The sequence below is a fragment of the Serratia sp. PL7 genome (genome assembly GCF_945957435.1).
In genome coordinates, this window is record NZ_CAMFLB010000026.1 from 80,694 (window position 1) to 94,910 (window position 14,217).

Below are 14,217 nucleotides of genomic sequence, written 5' to 3' on the forward strand. Positions count from 1 at the left end.
AAAGCTGAGTTGGCGCATGTCTCAGGGACGTTACAAGCAGGCAGATAAATATGAAGAATTTCCAACAAGAAATTAGTGAAACTTCTGGCTGGTTATCCAAGATCGGGGCAGATCCCAGCGGCGGCATGACGCGCTTGCTGTATACCCCTGAGTGGGTGGAAGCCCAACAGGCGCTGAAGCAGGCTTTTGAAACCGCCGGTCTGGCGACCTCTTTTGATGCCGTCGGCAATTTATCCGGCCGCCTGCAGGGCAGCAAATATCCCGATCAGGTGATCCTTTCTGGCTCGCATATTGATACGGTCGTCAACGGCGGCAACCTTGATGGTCAGTTTGGTATCGAAGCCGCCTATCTGGCGATCAAGCATCTGAAAGAAACCTACGGCGCGCCGTTACGCACGCTGGAAGTCATCTCGCTGGCCGAGGAGGAAGGCAGCCGTTTCCCTTACGTTTTCTGGGGCAGTAAAAACATTATCGGTTCCGCTCGCCCGGAAGAAGTCAAAAGCATCTGTGATGCCAAAGGCGTGAATTTCGTTGACGCCATGCATAGCGCAGGCTTTGACTTCCGCCCGCAAGACCAGCCGCTGCGCAAAGATATCGCCGCCTTCGTTGAACTGCATATCGAGCAGGGCAAAGTGTTGGAGACCGAAGGAAAAACCATTGGTGTGGTCACCAGCATCGTCGGCCAGCGCCGCTACGATATCAAACTCAAGGGCGAGGCCAACCACGCGGGCACCACGCCAATGGGTTACCGTAAGGACACCGTTTATGCCTTCAGCCGGATCTGCTGCGAATCCATCGCCAAGGCCAAAGCGGAAGGCGACCCGCTGGTGCTGACCTTTGGCAAGGTAGAGCCCAAGCCTAACACTGTCAACGTCGTGCCTGGTTTCACTCATTTCACCCTGGATTGCCGCCACACCGACAAAGCGACGCTGCTGCGTTTTACCCAAGAGATCGAAGCCGATATTCAGCGCATCTGTGCCGAAATGGGCATTGAGGTCGAGATCGACCTGTGGATGGATGAAACGCCGATCCCCATGGACAAACAGTTACTGGCCTGCGTCAGCCACCTGTGCGAAAGCCATAAGCTGAACTACCGCATGATCCACAGCGGTGCAGGCCATGACTCACAGATTTTTGCCCCGCACGTACCGACGGTGATGATGTTTGTGCCAAGCATTGCCGGTATCAGCCATAACCCGGCGGAAAAAACCGAACTGCCCGACCTGGCCGAAGGGGTGAAAATTCTGGCGCATACCTTATACCAACTGGCCTATACCGAGCAGGGAGCCCGCCTATGAGCAACAGTAAAACCTCCTCCAACACCGGATTTGATCCGCTGTATTGGAAAAAAATCGTGGTGGTCCTGTGCCTGGGCTGGGCGGTGATCTGGATTTACCGCACGGTGCTGACACCGATCTTCCCTGAGATCCAGGCAACCATCGGCTCGCATTCCAACGCCGAGATGGGCCTGATCGCCAGCTTCTACTTCTTTGCCTATACCGGGATGCAAATCCCGGCCGGGATCCTGGTGGATAAGTTCGGCAAAAAGGTGGTGCTGATCCCAGGTTTTTGCCTGTTCATCATCGCCACCTTGCTGATCGGCAACGCCACCAGCCTGACCATGATCTACGCCGGTAGCCTGCTGGCCGGGATGGGCTGTGGCTCTTACTACGGTTCAGCCTACTCGCTGTCATCAGAAAACATTCCGTTGGAACGTCGTGGTTTGGCCACCGCCATTATCAACAGCGGCTCTGCGCTGGGGATGGCCATTGGCCTGATCGCCTCCAGCCTGCTGGTGAAAAGCATGGGGATGGACTGGCAAATCATGCTGTTTATCATCACCGGCTTGCTGGTGGTAATGACGGTGGTGTTCTTCCTGGTGATCAAAGGGGGCTCCTATACCGCCTCTCTGGCCGCCAGCCCGGCTGCCTCCGCGGCCACTCCAGTGGAAGAGACCGAGGAAGCCAGTGGGTTGTTCAGCCTGCGGATGATTTCCGCCTACGTGATGTATTTCGCCACCTGCTATGGCTACTACATGATCGTGACCTGGCTGCCTTCCTTCCTGCAACAGGAACGTGGGTTCGAAGGCGTGGCCATCGGCTTCTCCGCCGCGCTGGTTGCCTTTGCCTCCGTTCCTGGGGCGCTGTTCTTCAGCCGCATGTCTGACCGTTTCCGCGCCAAGAAAGTGCAGTTGATCATCTTCTTGCAAATCTGTGCCGCAGTGACGCTGGTCTGCACCGTGATCTCACCGGACTCCACCACCCTGCTGGTCAGCCTGATCCTTTACGGCCTGCTCGGTAAGCTGGCGGTGGATCCGATCATGATCTCCTTCGTCGCGGATAACGCTCCGAAGAAAGGCTACGGCACCAGCTTTGGCGTGTTTAACTTTTTCGGCATGTCCTCTTCGGTGATTGCTCCATTCCTCACCGGGGTGATCTCCGACAGCACCGGCTCCAAGGTGATGGGCTTCTATATCTCGGCCGCCATCCTGCTGATCGGCACCGTGATCTTCTTTACCGTCAACGTGTTGATGAAGCAGAAAAACAATCGCCAAACGGCGGCACAGGCATAATTTTTGTTGTAGGGCTACGGCCCTGACTAATCAGGAGAATTAACGTGGGTTATATCAATAATCAGATTGGCTATCCAAAAGATATCCTAGCTTCGCGCTCCATTATCAAACGCGACAACTATGCCGTGATCCCACCGGATGGCCTGGTGCGTAACATCATTCCAGGCTTTGAGAACTGCGACGTTACCATTCTTGCCACCCCGAAACTGGGCGCCACTTTTGTCGATTATCTGGTGACACTGCATGATGGCGGCCGTAACCAGCAAGGCTTTGGCGGTGAGAATATTGAAACCTTGGTCTACGTTATCGAAGGCAACATCACCGCGTCAGCCGACAGCACCGATTATCCACTCACCACGGGCGGCTATCTGTATTGCCCTGCCGGTGTGATGCTGCGCCTGGAGAACACCAACGGCGGAAAACCAAGCCAGCTGTTCCTCTATAAGCGTGTCTACAACCGCATCAAGGGCTATGAAGCCCACGTGGTGAGCAACAACGTCAACAAGCTGGAAAGAATTCACTATGAAGGCATGAGCGATGTGATCCTGCAAGATCTGCTGCCGAAGGATCTGGGGTTCGATATGAACATCCATATCCTCTCCTTCAAGCCAGGCGCCAGCCATGGCTATATCGAGACCCACGTGCAGGAACATGGCGCTTATATTCTCAGCGGTGCTGGGATGTACAACCTGGATAATGAGTGGATCCCGGTCAAGAAAGGGGATTACATCTTTATGGCTGCCTATGTTCCGCAAGCCGGCTATGCGGTGGGCCAGGAAGAGTTCAGCTATATCTACTCGAAAGACTGCAACCGCGACGTTGACTTCTAAACCCGCCTAAAGGCCACGCTCTAAGTAGTGTGGCCTAATTGATTAAAGCAGAGTCTTCTTACTCATTCAGCAATCAATATTTCCCCTCACCCCAACCCTCTCCCACAGGGAGAGGGAGCCAGTTCAGCGCAACATTCAAGTGTAGAAGCCCATCGGTAAGACAAAGACTTTAATACGCTGGATTCAATCTATGGATTCGATACGCTGATGTTAATCGGTAACACGTTGCCAATCCTTAATTAAGGATCCCGGTAAAGACATTAATACGCTGGAGTTAATACGTGGCACATTCGGTCCCCTCTTCATCATTAACCCAAAAAAACCACACCCTCAGCCAATGTAATAGATCACCACATAGGCAGAGAAAGCATGGTTTTTATCAATCGGAGCAATTATCAATAACCGAACTTCTATTGACTATTATTTATTAACCAGTTTTGCCGGAACGCTATAGGTCAATATGGCCCCCAATATCATCATACTGGATAGCACACACATCGCGACCAGATTACTCTCCGTGGTGTTTTTAAAGTAACCAATAATATAAGGAGAAATAAAACCTCCTATATTGGCAATCGAGTTAATTAGCGCTATCCCAGCAGCAGCGCAGGTACCGGTAAAGATAGCATTTGGTAAACTCCAGAACAGCGGCGAAGGAACCAGGCTGGAGGCGACAGCAATACATAATGCCACCATCACGATGACTTTATTGTCTGGGAACAGGCCGATAAAAATCAGCGAAACCGCGGCAATACAGAAAGGAACAATGATATGCCAACGCCTTTCTCGGTGTTTGTCAGAGCTGCGTGCAGCCATTAGCATAGCGACAACGGCCAGCATATACGGCAGCATGGTCAGCAAACCGATATCCATTACCGAGCTTACCCCCGTATCACGGATCATGGTTGGCACCCAGAAGGCCAATCCCCCTTGCCCCATCACCGTACAGAAACAGATCAACCACATTTTAGTGAAAGCAGAAGACTTCAGCATGGTCTTCATTGTCCACTCCTGCGCTGCACCATCAGCACCTATCTTTTTCGATGTTCCCTGCACCATATCTTGGGTGATCATCTCTTTTTCTTGTGGACTGAGCCATTTAGCACTCTGATAGGTATTATCCAGGAAGAAGAAAATGACGACCGCAATCAATAATGCACGCGGACCACTGATAAAGAATAACCATTGCCAGCCGGACAGCTCGAACATGCCATTCATGTTTTCAATAATCCAACCGCAAAGTGGCCCACCGATGATGTTACTCACCGGTATCCCACAAACAAACAGCGCCGTCATTTTTGCCCGCTGGCTTGAAGGGAACCACAGTGTCAGATAGAGGATCACCCCCGGATAAAAACCGGCTTCGGCTAACCCCAGCAGGAATCGTGCCAGATAAAACTGTGTGGGATTGGTAATGAAGATACTCAGCATTGAAATCGTGCCCCATACCAACATCAACAGGGCGATGACCTTCCGCGCACCATACTTACTCAGTAAGATATTACTTGGTACACCGGCGATAATATAACCAATAAAAAATACACCAGCACCGAGGCCATAAACCGCCTCTGCCATCGACACATTACCTTGCAGAATATCCGGCATCATCTGGAATTTTGAAAATGATATCCCAACACGATCAAGATAACCGACGATATAGCTAATCAGTAATATCGGCATAATTCGCCAGGCTATTTTACGGTAGAGTTTAGCCTTGTCGGGACTGGCCAGAATAGCTTGATCAATCGCAGCATTATTGGTCGCCATATCGGATCTCCTTGGTTGGCATCCTGCTATTTCAGATTTTATTTCAGTGTCATTGGATTAAATCGCCCTCATCATCAAAGACAGGGCGGTGAGAATTTAAACAATATTGATTGCTATATTATAAATGCTAGCGTGGTTTCACCTTATCCCACGGAATACTATTCTCAACCAACACCGCTAATAGCACGCCAATCAACAGGCCATTGCTGAATAGCGGCCTGATGGTGATCGGCACCCCCTGCCAAAAGGAGGAAGGCATACTCATCAGGAATACGCCCAAAAATAGCGGTAGCGCCAGCCGATAAATGTTGCGGCTATTCAGTTCGATCTTGTTGATAAACAGCACCGAGGAGAACAGCAGCGGCAGATAAGAGGCCAGCATAACGGCACTGCTGACCGTGAGAGGAATACTGCAGAAGAATTGCGCAAGCGGCGTCAACATCCCCACCAGCAGGAATACCACGCTACCAATAATAAACGAGCGCTGACTGCTGTCTTGTGTCTGGGTCAGCAGGCCAATGGAAGAGACAAAAGGCGAGAAAGGCACCACGCCCAGTGGAGCAGCCAGGCAGGTCAGCCCACCTGAAACCATAAAGCTGCGCCGGAACAGGCTTCTGCCCGCCGGGCCGTCCGCGTAAAAAATATCGGTGCCACGAATGGCGGCAAAGTTATTCGACACGTTGACCAAACCGGTCAGGACGGCGCTGATCACAATCCCCCAATGCAATTCCTGCGGCCACCCGAGTGGGAACAGCACCCAATCGCTGCCCGTGATCGGCGCACCGGTGGGTGCAAACCACCAGCTGTAAACGCCCCAGCCAACCAGAGTGCCGATTAACAGCGCATATTTGCCGATCGCCCGCGGTAAAAAGGCAATAATGGCAATAATCAGCAGCAACACCGTCAATGCCCAGTAAAAGGCTGGGTAGTTAATGGTCACGACGCCGGTATAAACGCCAAAAGGTAACCCCAGCATCCCTTTCATGAAGATGGTGATTAACTGCGCCCCCAGCAAAAACATAAACGTGGCCATCACCGCCGGACGGAACAGCCGTGCCAGGCGGAACCCCAAACCGCTAGCCCCAATAAGAATGGTCAAGATGCCAGAGATCAGGATCCCCACCGCAAGGCTGCCACCAATTTCTGGCAGCGGCGTGCCGTTGGCTGCTTCCGCCAGGGTCAGGGTTAAAATGGTCACCCACCACAGACCTGTTGGCCCTTCCATAATGGCTCGTCGATGGCCCAAAAACACCTGTGCCAGACAGGCCAGCGCCGTTGAGATAAAGGTATATTGGGTAATACAAAAGGTCACACCAGCAGAGAGGTTGAATGCCGATTGCAGGGTCGGTGGGATCACCACCGTATTGCAGAAAATGAAAAAGAACCACTGCAAACCCGATAACCAACTGCTACGACTGGCACATAACCCGTTCATGGGTGCTTCCTTCATATCCACTATCCCATCATTCACGCGCCCGCCCGGTGACGGGCGCTGATTAACTAGCGTTATTGCTGATGTTTAAGCACAAATTTACCGATCGGACGAACGCCAAAACCCGCCTTGAGATCGTAAATCACTTCGCCACGCAGGATGGTTTTGGCCACCCTTGCGTTGATTTTCCGCCCCACATAAGGGCTGACCTTATGGCGATACTCGAGATCGCCCGTTGCCAGTACGTAACTGCTGTTGGGCTGAATGAACACCAGGTCGGCATCTTTCCCTACAGCAATGCGCCCCTTGTGCTTCAAACCAAAAATATCGGCGGCGTTGGTCGCCATCAATTTGGCAAACACCGGCAGCGACATGCCCCTTTTCTGCACCGCTTCATCGAACATGATATCGACGCAGTTTTGTATCCCGGCGATCCCGCCCCAGGCCTGCATGATATTGCCCGCTTTCATATCCGGTGGGCATGGCGAGTGGTCGGACACCAGGCAGTCAATCTCACCGTTAAACAGCTTATCCCACAGCCCTTTTTGGTTCTGCGCATCGCGGATCGGCGGTGAACACTTGGCCAGGGTGCCTATTTCCTCAAACTGGTCGGTATCCAGCACGAAGTAGTGCGGGCAGGACTCACAGGTGACCTGTTGCCCTTCCAGACGAGCGCGAGTCACTTCCGCCACCCCTTCTGGGCTGCTTATGTGGCAAATATGCAAGCGGCAACCCGCGACCTTGGCCAGATACAGCACCCGGCGGATCGCTTCAACCTCGGTGAATACCGGGCGAGAGGCGACATAATCGTGCGCCGTTACGCGCCCTTCCGCCTTGGCCTCTTCCCCCAACGCATCGCAAATCAGGGCGTTTTCGGCGTGCACCGCCACTAACTGATCCAGCTTGGCTAAGGTCTGCAAACCTTTGAAGTATTCGAAGTCGTTCACGTCGCGGAAGTCATTGCTGACGCTGCGATCGCCGCAGGTCGCTACAAAGCATTTATAGGCCACCACGCCAATCTCATCGAGCTCATGCAGCCGATCCAGGTTGTAGGAAACCAGGCCACCAAACTGGGCCGCATCGATGGTGAGCTTGCCTTCTGCCGCCGAGAACTTCATTTCTATCGAGGCTCTGTCCACCGTGGCTGGCAGTTGGTTCAGCGGCATTTCGACCATGGTGGTGATACCGCCCTTGGCCGCAGCACGCGTACCGGTTTCATACCCTTCCCAATGGGTACGGCCCGGCTCGGACATATGCGCATGGGCATCGATCATGCCCGGTGCCACCACCATTCCGCTGGCATCAATCTCCGTTTTAGCACCGGTAAGACCATTGCCGATGGCGGCTATCTTGCCCTCTTTAACCGCAATATCAGTAATGATGGCATCATGTTCTAAAACAACCTTACCGTTCTTGATAATTAAATCGTATGACATGGTCATGCTCCTTCGTGAAATTAAAGTATCATATTATTACGCTTAGGGTTATTTACTTCTTTATCATATTCACTTCAGGTATATTCTTGCCGATTAACCACTGTTCTACTTTTGAGTAGCGCATATAAACAGAATGCGCTGATAACGCCAACAAACCAGGAAACCCGTGATAAAGGCTCGAGTATTTCAATGAACTTACCGCCCAACGATAGCAACACAGCAAACAGCGTTACAATAAATGCCACGCTGTTAAAACCGTTATCGTAGTATTTATAATTACCGGGTTCGATATATAAGGTATCAAGGTCGATCTCGCTGCGCATCACGATGAAGTAATGCGCCATCATCACGCCGATCACTGGCCCTAAAATTCCACCGATCACATCAAGGAACAGGTAGATGCTTTCCTGATTCTCCATCAGTTTCCACGGGCAGATAATCAGGCTGATGATGCTGGCAATCACCACGCCATTTTTATAGGTGAGTTTTTTCGGGGCGATAGCGGCAATCTGGTAACCCGCAGGTATGATGTTACCGGTCGCATTGGTGGAGATGGTGGTCATCAGGATCACCAGCACCGCAAACACCGAGGCGAAAATACTGTCCCATTTTTGTACGATATCCAGCACGTTCCAGGTATCAACGCCGTAATGAATGCTGGCCCCGGCCAGGATACAGACGCTGGCGACGGCAAACAGCAGATAGCCAACCACCAATCCCAGCGTTTGCCCCCAGGCCTGCTGGCGGAAACTGCTGGCGTTCTGGGTAAAGTCCGAGGCGCTGACCGCCGGAGCGGCCCATACCGCCACCACCGCATTGATCACCACCAAAAACATGAAGCCGCCATTGTTAGTCGTTATAGCATTGGCCGGAACATAAGCGATGATGTTGTCCAGGCCAGCGATGGAAATAGCCCAAATGGCCATGCCGCCAAACACCACGTAGATGCAGGGGTTGAGGATCGCGGTAAACTTGTTGAGAATGCTGCCGCCTCCCAGGCCGATGGCCACGTTAACCGCCCAGAAAATCAGGAAGGCAATCAGCCCAGGCAGGCCGATCCCCAACAGGTTGAAATCCCCGCCCAAGGTCAAAAACTGTGGCCACAGTTTGCCAATCAGGATCAGGAAGGCCAGCGAGCCTGCGTAACACTGCAAGCCAAACCACATGATGGCGGCCACGCAGCCTCTGAGGATCCCAGGAAACAACGCACCACGCACGCCATAAGAAGCACGTAGGATCATGGCAAAAGGAATACCGTATTTCGAACCGGCAGCGCCGTTCATCACCATCACAAAGGCAATAATAAAGGCGCTGAGAATAATGGCGGCCATGATGCTTAAGGTGGAAAGCCCCAGAATAAAGAAGCCTCCGACGGCTACATAGTTAGGTACGTTATGTACCGAACCCATCCACAAGGTAAAATAGTTAATTCCCTTCCAGGTTTTCTTATCCGCTTCTTTGGGTAATAGGTCCTCATGATAGCCGCGCCGTTGGTAAATCTCTCTCTGCTTATTGCTAATAGATTCCATGACAGGTCCTTCTTATATTAAATAAGAAAATAGCGTAGGGTGTTTTTGTTTATTATCATTACAACAAACTGATGTTCTAATCTTTATATTAGTCAAATACCAATACGGCCAAGACAGACAGGAATATAACCATTAAACAACTAGACGATAACCAGAATCCAAGTTGCAGGCGAAAGGCACCTGCAACTTGTTAAGCCTTACTCTTTAGCCAGCCACTTTATGGTTAGCCATAATTTCCAACGCCTGTACCAACGCGGAATGGTCAAGATCTTTGGCACCATTGGCCGCACAGAGGTTGAACAGCTCTTGGCAAGTGGCAGTATTAGGCAAACTGAGCGCCAACGACTTCGCACCCTGTAACGCCAGATTGAGATCCTTTTGATGCAGGGAGATACGGAAGCCCGGCTCAAACGTCCGTTTGATCATCCGCTCACCGTGCACTTCCAGAATGCGCGATGAGGCAAAACCGCCCATCAGCGCTTCACGGACCCGTGCCGGATCGGCACCCGCTTTGGAAGCAAATATCAGCGCTTCGGATACCGCTTCGATCGTCAGGGCTACAATAATCTGGTTGGCGACCTTGCAGGTCTGGCCGTCGCCATTGCCACCGACCAGCGTAATGTTTTTCCCCATCAGGGCCAGCAACGGTTTTACCCGCCCAAATACGCCTTCGTCACCGCCGACCATAATGGTCAAGCTGCCCTGCTTGGCCCCCACTTCCCCACCGGATACCGGCGCATCCAGATAATCAGCGCCCAGTTGGTTGATGCGTTTGGCAAACTCCTTTGTCTCCAGCGGCGAGATAGAACTCATATCCACCAGGATCTTGTTTTTGAGCGGTGCTTCGGCACAGCCTTTGGCCGCAAATAACACCTCTTCCACCTGCGGCGTATCGGGTACCATAATAAAAATAACGTCAGCCTGCTCGGCCACCTGCTTGGGAGTAGCACAGGCTATGGCCCCTTTCTCCACCAGCTCCGGCGGAACCTGATGCAAGGTGTTGGCATATAGCTGATGACCGCCTGCGATCAGCTTTTCAGCCATTGGTGTGCCCATGATCCCTAAACCAATAAAGCCTACTTTCATGATATGTCCCTCAATGTTGATATTGCTTAATCCATGACAGGCCGGCTGCCGTCGTGGTCGCTGGTTTGTATTCACAGCCGATCCAACCGCGATAGCCCATCTTGTCCAGCGCGCGGAACAAATAGTCGTAATTGATTTCCCCGGTTCCTGGCTCATGGCGCCCCGGATTATCGGCAACCTGGATATGCGCGATTTTCTGCAACAGCGTTTCCATGGTGTGGGCCAGTTCGCCCTCCATGCGCTGCATGTGGTAGATATCGTATTGAATAAACAGGTTAGGGCTCGCAACCCAATCCATCAGCTCCAACGCCTGACGAGTGGTTTGCAGATAGAAAGCGGGCATATCGTATTTATTGATCGGTTCAACCAACAGACGGATATTGGCCTTGGCCAACTCCCTTGCCGCATAGCTCAGGTTAGCGACCACAATCTCATCGGTCTTATGTTGGGCGACGGATTTATCCGGGTTCCCGATCAGGCAGTTGATCTGCGCACAGCCCAGCGCACGGGCATATTCCACCGCCAGACCTACGCCATCACGAAACTCGGCCTCGCGCCCAGGCAGGCAAGCGATACCCCGCTCACCCGCAGCCCAATCCCCGGCAGGCAGGTTTTGTAATACCTGCGTGAGTTGATTCTCTTCCAGTGCGCCCCTCAACGCCTGCACGGAATAATCGTAGGGAAACATATATTCAATCGCCGTGAATCCCTGCTCTTTGGCACAGCGAAAACGCTGCATAAAATCGACTTCATTAAACAACATCGATAAGTTGGCTGAAAACTTCGGCATGAGCCTGCTCCTTACTGATAGTTGAAGTAGCTGACCGAGGTCGGCGCATCTTCTGGCGACTCGGCAACGGGTTCGAATTCAGTGACGTTATCCAGCTCTGTCCCCATCGAGATATTGGTGACCCGCTCGAGGATAATCTCCACCACCACCGGAACCTGATGCAGACGCATCAACTCTTGCGCCTGCTGGAAGGCCGGAGCGATATCCTCAGGCTTAACGACGCGGATCGCTTTACATCCCAGCCCTTCGACCACCTTGACGTGATCGACACCGTATTCGCCCCCTTCCGGGTTGTTGATGTTTTCATAGGACAGCTGGACGCAGTAATCCATATCGAAACCGCGCTGAGACTGGCGGATCAGCCCCAGGTAAGCGTTGTTGACCACCACGTGGATATACGGCAGCTTGAACTGCGCGCCAACGGCCAACTCTTCGATCATGAACTGGAAGTCGTAGTCACCCGACAGCGCGATCACTTTGCGCTGCGGATCGGCGGCACAGACGCCCAAAGCAGAAGGAAGAGTCCAACCTAATGGGCCCGCCTGCCCGGCATTAATCCAATGGCGCGGTTTGAACACGTGCAGCATCTGCGCCGCCGCGATCTGCGAAAGCCCGATGGTGGTGACGTAGCAGGCATCACGCCCGAACGCCCGGTTCATCTCTTCGTAAACGCGCTGAGGTTTGATGGGCACGTTGTCGAAATGGGTTTTACGCAGCAGAGTTTGTTTGCGCTGGAGGCAGGTTTCCACCCACTGTGAACGATCCGGCAGCAGCCCTTGATCCGCACGTTCACGAGCTCTTGCCACTAACATTTGCAGGGCGATTTTGGCATCGGAAACAATACCCAGATCCGGGCAGATCACTCGGCCAAGCTGAGTCGGTTCGATATCAATGTGGATCACCTTACGCCCGGCGGTATATTTATCTACCGAACCGGTATGGCGGTTAGCCCAGCGGTTGCCGATGCCAAACACCAGATCCGAATCCAGCAGGTTGGCGTTACCGTAACGGTGTGAGGTTTGTAATCCGGCCATCCCTGCCATCAGCGGATGATCGTCCGGGATACAGCCCCAGCCCATCAGCGTTGGGATCACCGGTACGTTGCAGGTCTCCGCCAGCTCTTGCAACAGGTCCGCCGCATCCGCGTTGAAGATCCCGCCACCGGCGATGAACAACGGTTTGCTTGCGGCACACAGCATGTCCAGGGCTTTGTCGATCTGCGCTTCAGTGGCCGCCGGTTTGTAAGCCCCCAGCGAGGAGTAGGTGTCCGGATCAAACTCAATCTCGGCCATCTGTACGTCATAAGGCAAATCGATCAGCACCGGGCCAGGGCGGCCAGAGCGCATCAAGTGGAAAGCCTGCTGCAACACGCGGGGCACCAGCGCCGGTTCCATGACCGTCACTGCCATTTTGGTCACCGGCTTGGCGATCGATTCAATATCTACCGCCTGAAAATCTTCCTTATGCAAACGCGCACGGGGAGCCTGGCCAGTGATGCATAAAATGGGAATGGAATCGGCAGAGGCGGAGTAAAGCGCGGTGATCATGTCCGTTCCCGCTGGCCCCGAAGTCCCGAGACACACCCCGATATTGCCGGGTTTGGCCCTGGTGTAACCTTCCGCCATGTGGGAAGCGCCTTCAACATGACGCGCCAGATAGTGTTTGATGCCGCCGTGTTGACGCATCGCGTTATAGAAAGGGTTGATCGCCGCGCCAGGCACGCCGAAAGCGGTGTTCACGCCTTCCTTTGCCAACACGTACATTGCCGCATCTACTGCTCGCATAATTGCCATCTAAACGTTCTCCTAAATTTTGGAAAAATTTTCCAAATTTAAAATGGGTTCAAAAAAACCCGTTCAGGTGATAAACGGGGAGGGAACCTCATCCTGCAGCCGCGATCGCGACCACAGGCTTGACTTTAAACGTACTATTTCTTGCTGCGCGACTCACCTAGCGCGGTACTGATGTCGTTGGCCACGTCACGCACCAATTCCCCCAGATCCTTGAAACGATCGCTGCTAACGCGCGAACTGGGTCCTGAAATGGAGATGGCCGCAATGACGTTGTTGTTGCGGTCAAAGATCGCCGAAGCCAGGCAATTCAGGCCAAGGGCATGTTCTTCAGCATCAACGGTATAGCCCTGCGCCTGCGATTGCGCTAAATCCTTGCGTAATAAATTTACGCTGGTCAGGGTCTTCGGAGTAAACGAGTGCAGCCCCGAACGTACGCACAAATCCAGCATCTCCTCTTCCGCCAGCGGATACAGCAGCGCTTTCCCTGCCCCGGATGCGTGCAGCGGTAAGCGGCTGCCAAGTGGCGCACACATACGCACCATGGCCTGGCACTCACATTGACGGATCAGCACCGCGTCAAAGTTATTCCTGATGGCCAGGTTGGCGGTTTCGCCTGATAGCAACATCAGCCGCCGCATATAAGGGCCCGCAACCGAAACCACGTCCCTGTCATTCATATAAGCCGCACCGACGGTAAACGACTGGATGCCGATATGCCACCAGCCAAGCTGGGGATCCTGAAAAACGAATTCCGATTTTTCTAATACTTTCAATAATCTGAAAGTCGTTGATAGCGGTAACTCCAACTTCTCGGACAGCACGGAAACGGATGAGCTTCCTCCGGCATTGGCCAGAAATTGCAGGATCTCCAACCCACGATCCAACGCCTGCGCGCCTTTCGTCGCCCCTGCTTCTGTCGTTGGTCTTCCCTTTCTGCGTACTTCGTTCATTCAGGCTTTCCTTATTTAGCTCAAGGTTTCTC

At 52.9% G+C, this 14,217-nt stretch carries 11 protein-coding genes; 3 read left to right on the plus strand and 8 right to left on the minus strand.

Annotated features, from left to right (window positions below; genetic code table 11):
• Positions 1 to 50 precede the first annotated feature (50 nt).
• From allC to allE, 3 genes are read left to right on the plus strand one after another with little or no spacing between them, the layout of a single operon-like run.
• Positions 51 to 1,298 carry an allantoate deiminase gene (gene allC / locus N6G83_RS45295; protein ID WP_065686307.1) on the plus strand — a complete coding sequence of 416 codons (1,248 nt, stop codon included), beginning with the start codon at positions 51 to 53 and terminating at the stop codon, positions 1,296 to 1,298.
• The gene (locus N6G83_RS45300; RefSeq protein WP_065686306.1) at positions 1,295 to 2,572 is read left to right on the plus strand and encodes an MFS transporter; all 1,278 of its coding nucleotides are present in this window, start codon (positions 1,295 to 1,297) and stop codon (positions 2,570 to 2,572) included. Before allC ends, N6G83_RS45300 begins: the two co-directional genes overlap by 4 nt.
• A gap of 44 nt (positions 2,573 to 2,616) precedes the next feature.
• Positions 2,617 to 3,402 carry a (S)-ureidoglycine aminohydrolase gene (allE, locus tag N6G83_RS45305; RefSeq protein ID WP_065686305.1) on the plus strand — a complete coding sequence of 262 codons (786 nt, stop codon included), beginning with the start codon at positions 2,617 to 2,619 and terminating at the stop codon, positions 3,400 to 3,402.
• A 420-nt stretch (positions 3,403 to 3,822) separates the two neighbouring features.
• Here allE and N6G83_RS45310 read toward each other — a convergent pair whose 3' ends face one another.
• From N6G83_RS45310 to allR, 8 genes are all read right to left on the minus strand, one after another.
• Positions 3,823 to 5,169, minus strand: a complete 1,347-nt coding sequence (locus N6G83_RS45310) for an MFS transporter (protein ID WP_024528432.1) — start codon at positions 5,167 to 5,169, stop codon at positions 3,823 to 3,825.
• Positions 5,170 to 5,296: 127 nt separating this feature from the next.
• A complete protein-coding gene (locus tag N6G83_RS45315; protein ID WP_161739605.1) occupies positions 5,297 to 6,604 on the minus strand; it encodes a uracil/xanthine transporter in 1,308 nt (435 codons plus the stop codon).
• Positions 6,605 to 6,675: 71 nt separating this feature from the next.
• A complete protein-coding gene (gene allB, locus N6G83_RS45320; RefSeq protein ID WP_074027779.1) occupies positions 6,676 to 8,037 on the minus strand; it encodes an allantoinase AllB in 1,362 nt (453 codons plus the stop codon).
• Positions 8,038 to 8,111: 74 nt separating this feature from the next.
• Positions 8,112 to 9,566 (minus strand): allantoin transporter, encoded by a 1,455-nt coding sequence (locus tag N6G83_RS45325; RefSeq protein ID WP_024528430.1) that lies wholly within the window; start codon positions 9,564 to 9,566, stop codon positions 8,112 to 8,114.
• 204 nt (positions 9,567 to 9,770) lie between these two features.
• Positions 9,771 to 10,652: a 2-hydroxy-3-oxopropionate reductase gene (gene glxR / locus N6G83_RS45330; RefSeq protein ID WP_211134877.1), complete on the minus strand. Its 882-nt coding sequence runs from the start codon at positions 10,650 to 10,652 to the stop codon at positions 9,771 to 9,773.
• 10 nt (positions 10,653 to 10,662) lie between these two features.
• Entirely contained in the window at positions 10,663 to 11,442 is a 780-nt protein-coding gene (gene hyi, locus N6G83_RS45335) for a hydroxypyruvate isomerase (protein ID WP_065686302.1), read from the minus strand.
• Between the two features lie 11 nt (positions 11,443 to 11,453).
• Positions 11,454 to 13,235: a glyoxylate carboligase gene (gene gcl / locus N6G83_RS45340; RefSeq protein ID WP_024528427.1), complete on the minus strand. Its 1,782-nt coding sequence runs from the start codon at positions 13,233 to 13,235 to the stop codon at positions 11,454 to 11,456.
• Positions 13,236 to 13,369: 134 nt separating this feature from the next.
• On the minus strand, positions 13,370 to 14,185 hold the full coding sequence (allR, locus tag N6G83_RS45345) for an HTH-type transcriptional repressor AllR (RefSeq protein ID WP_024528426.1): 816 nt from the start codon (positions 14,183 to 14,185) through the stop codon (positions 13,370 to 13,372).
• Positions 14,186 to 14,217: the final 32 nt, after the last annotated feature.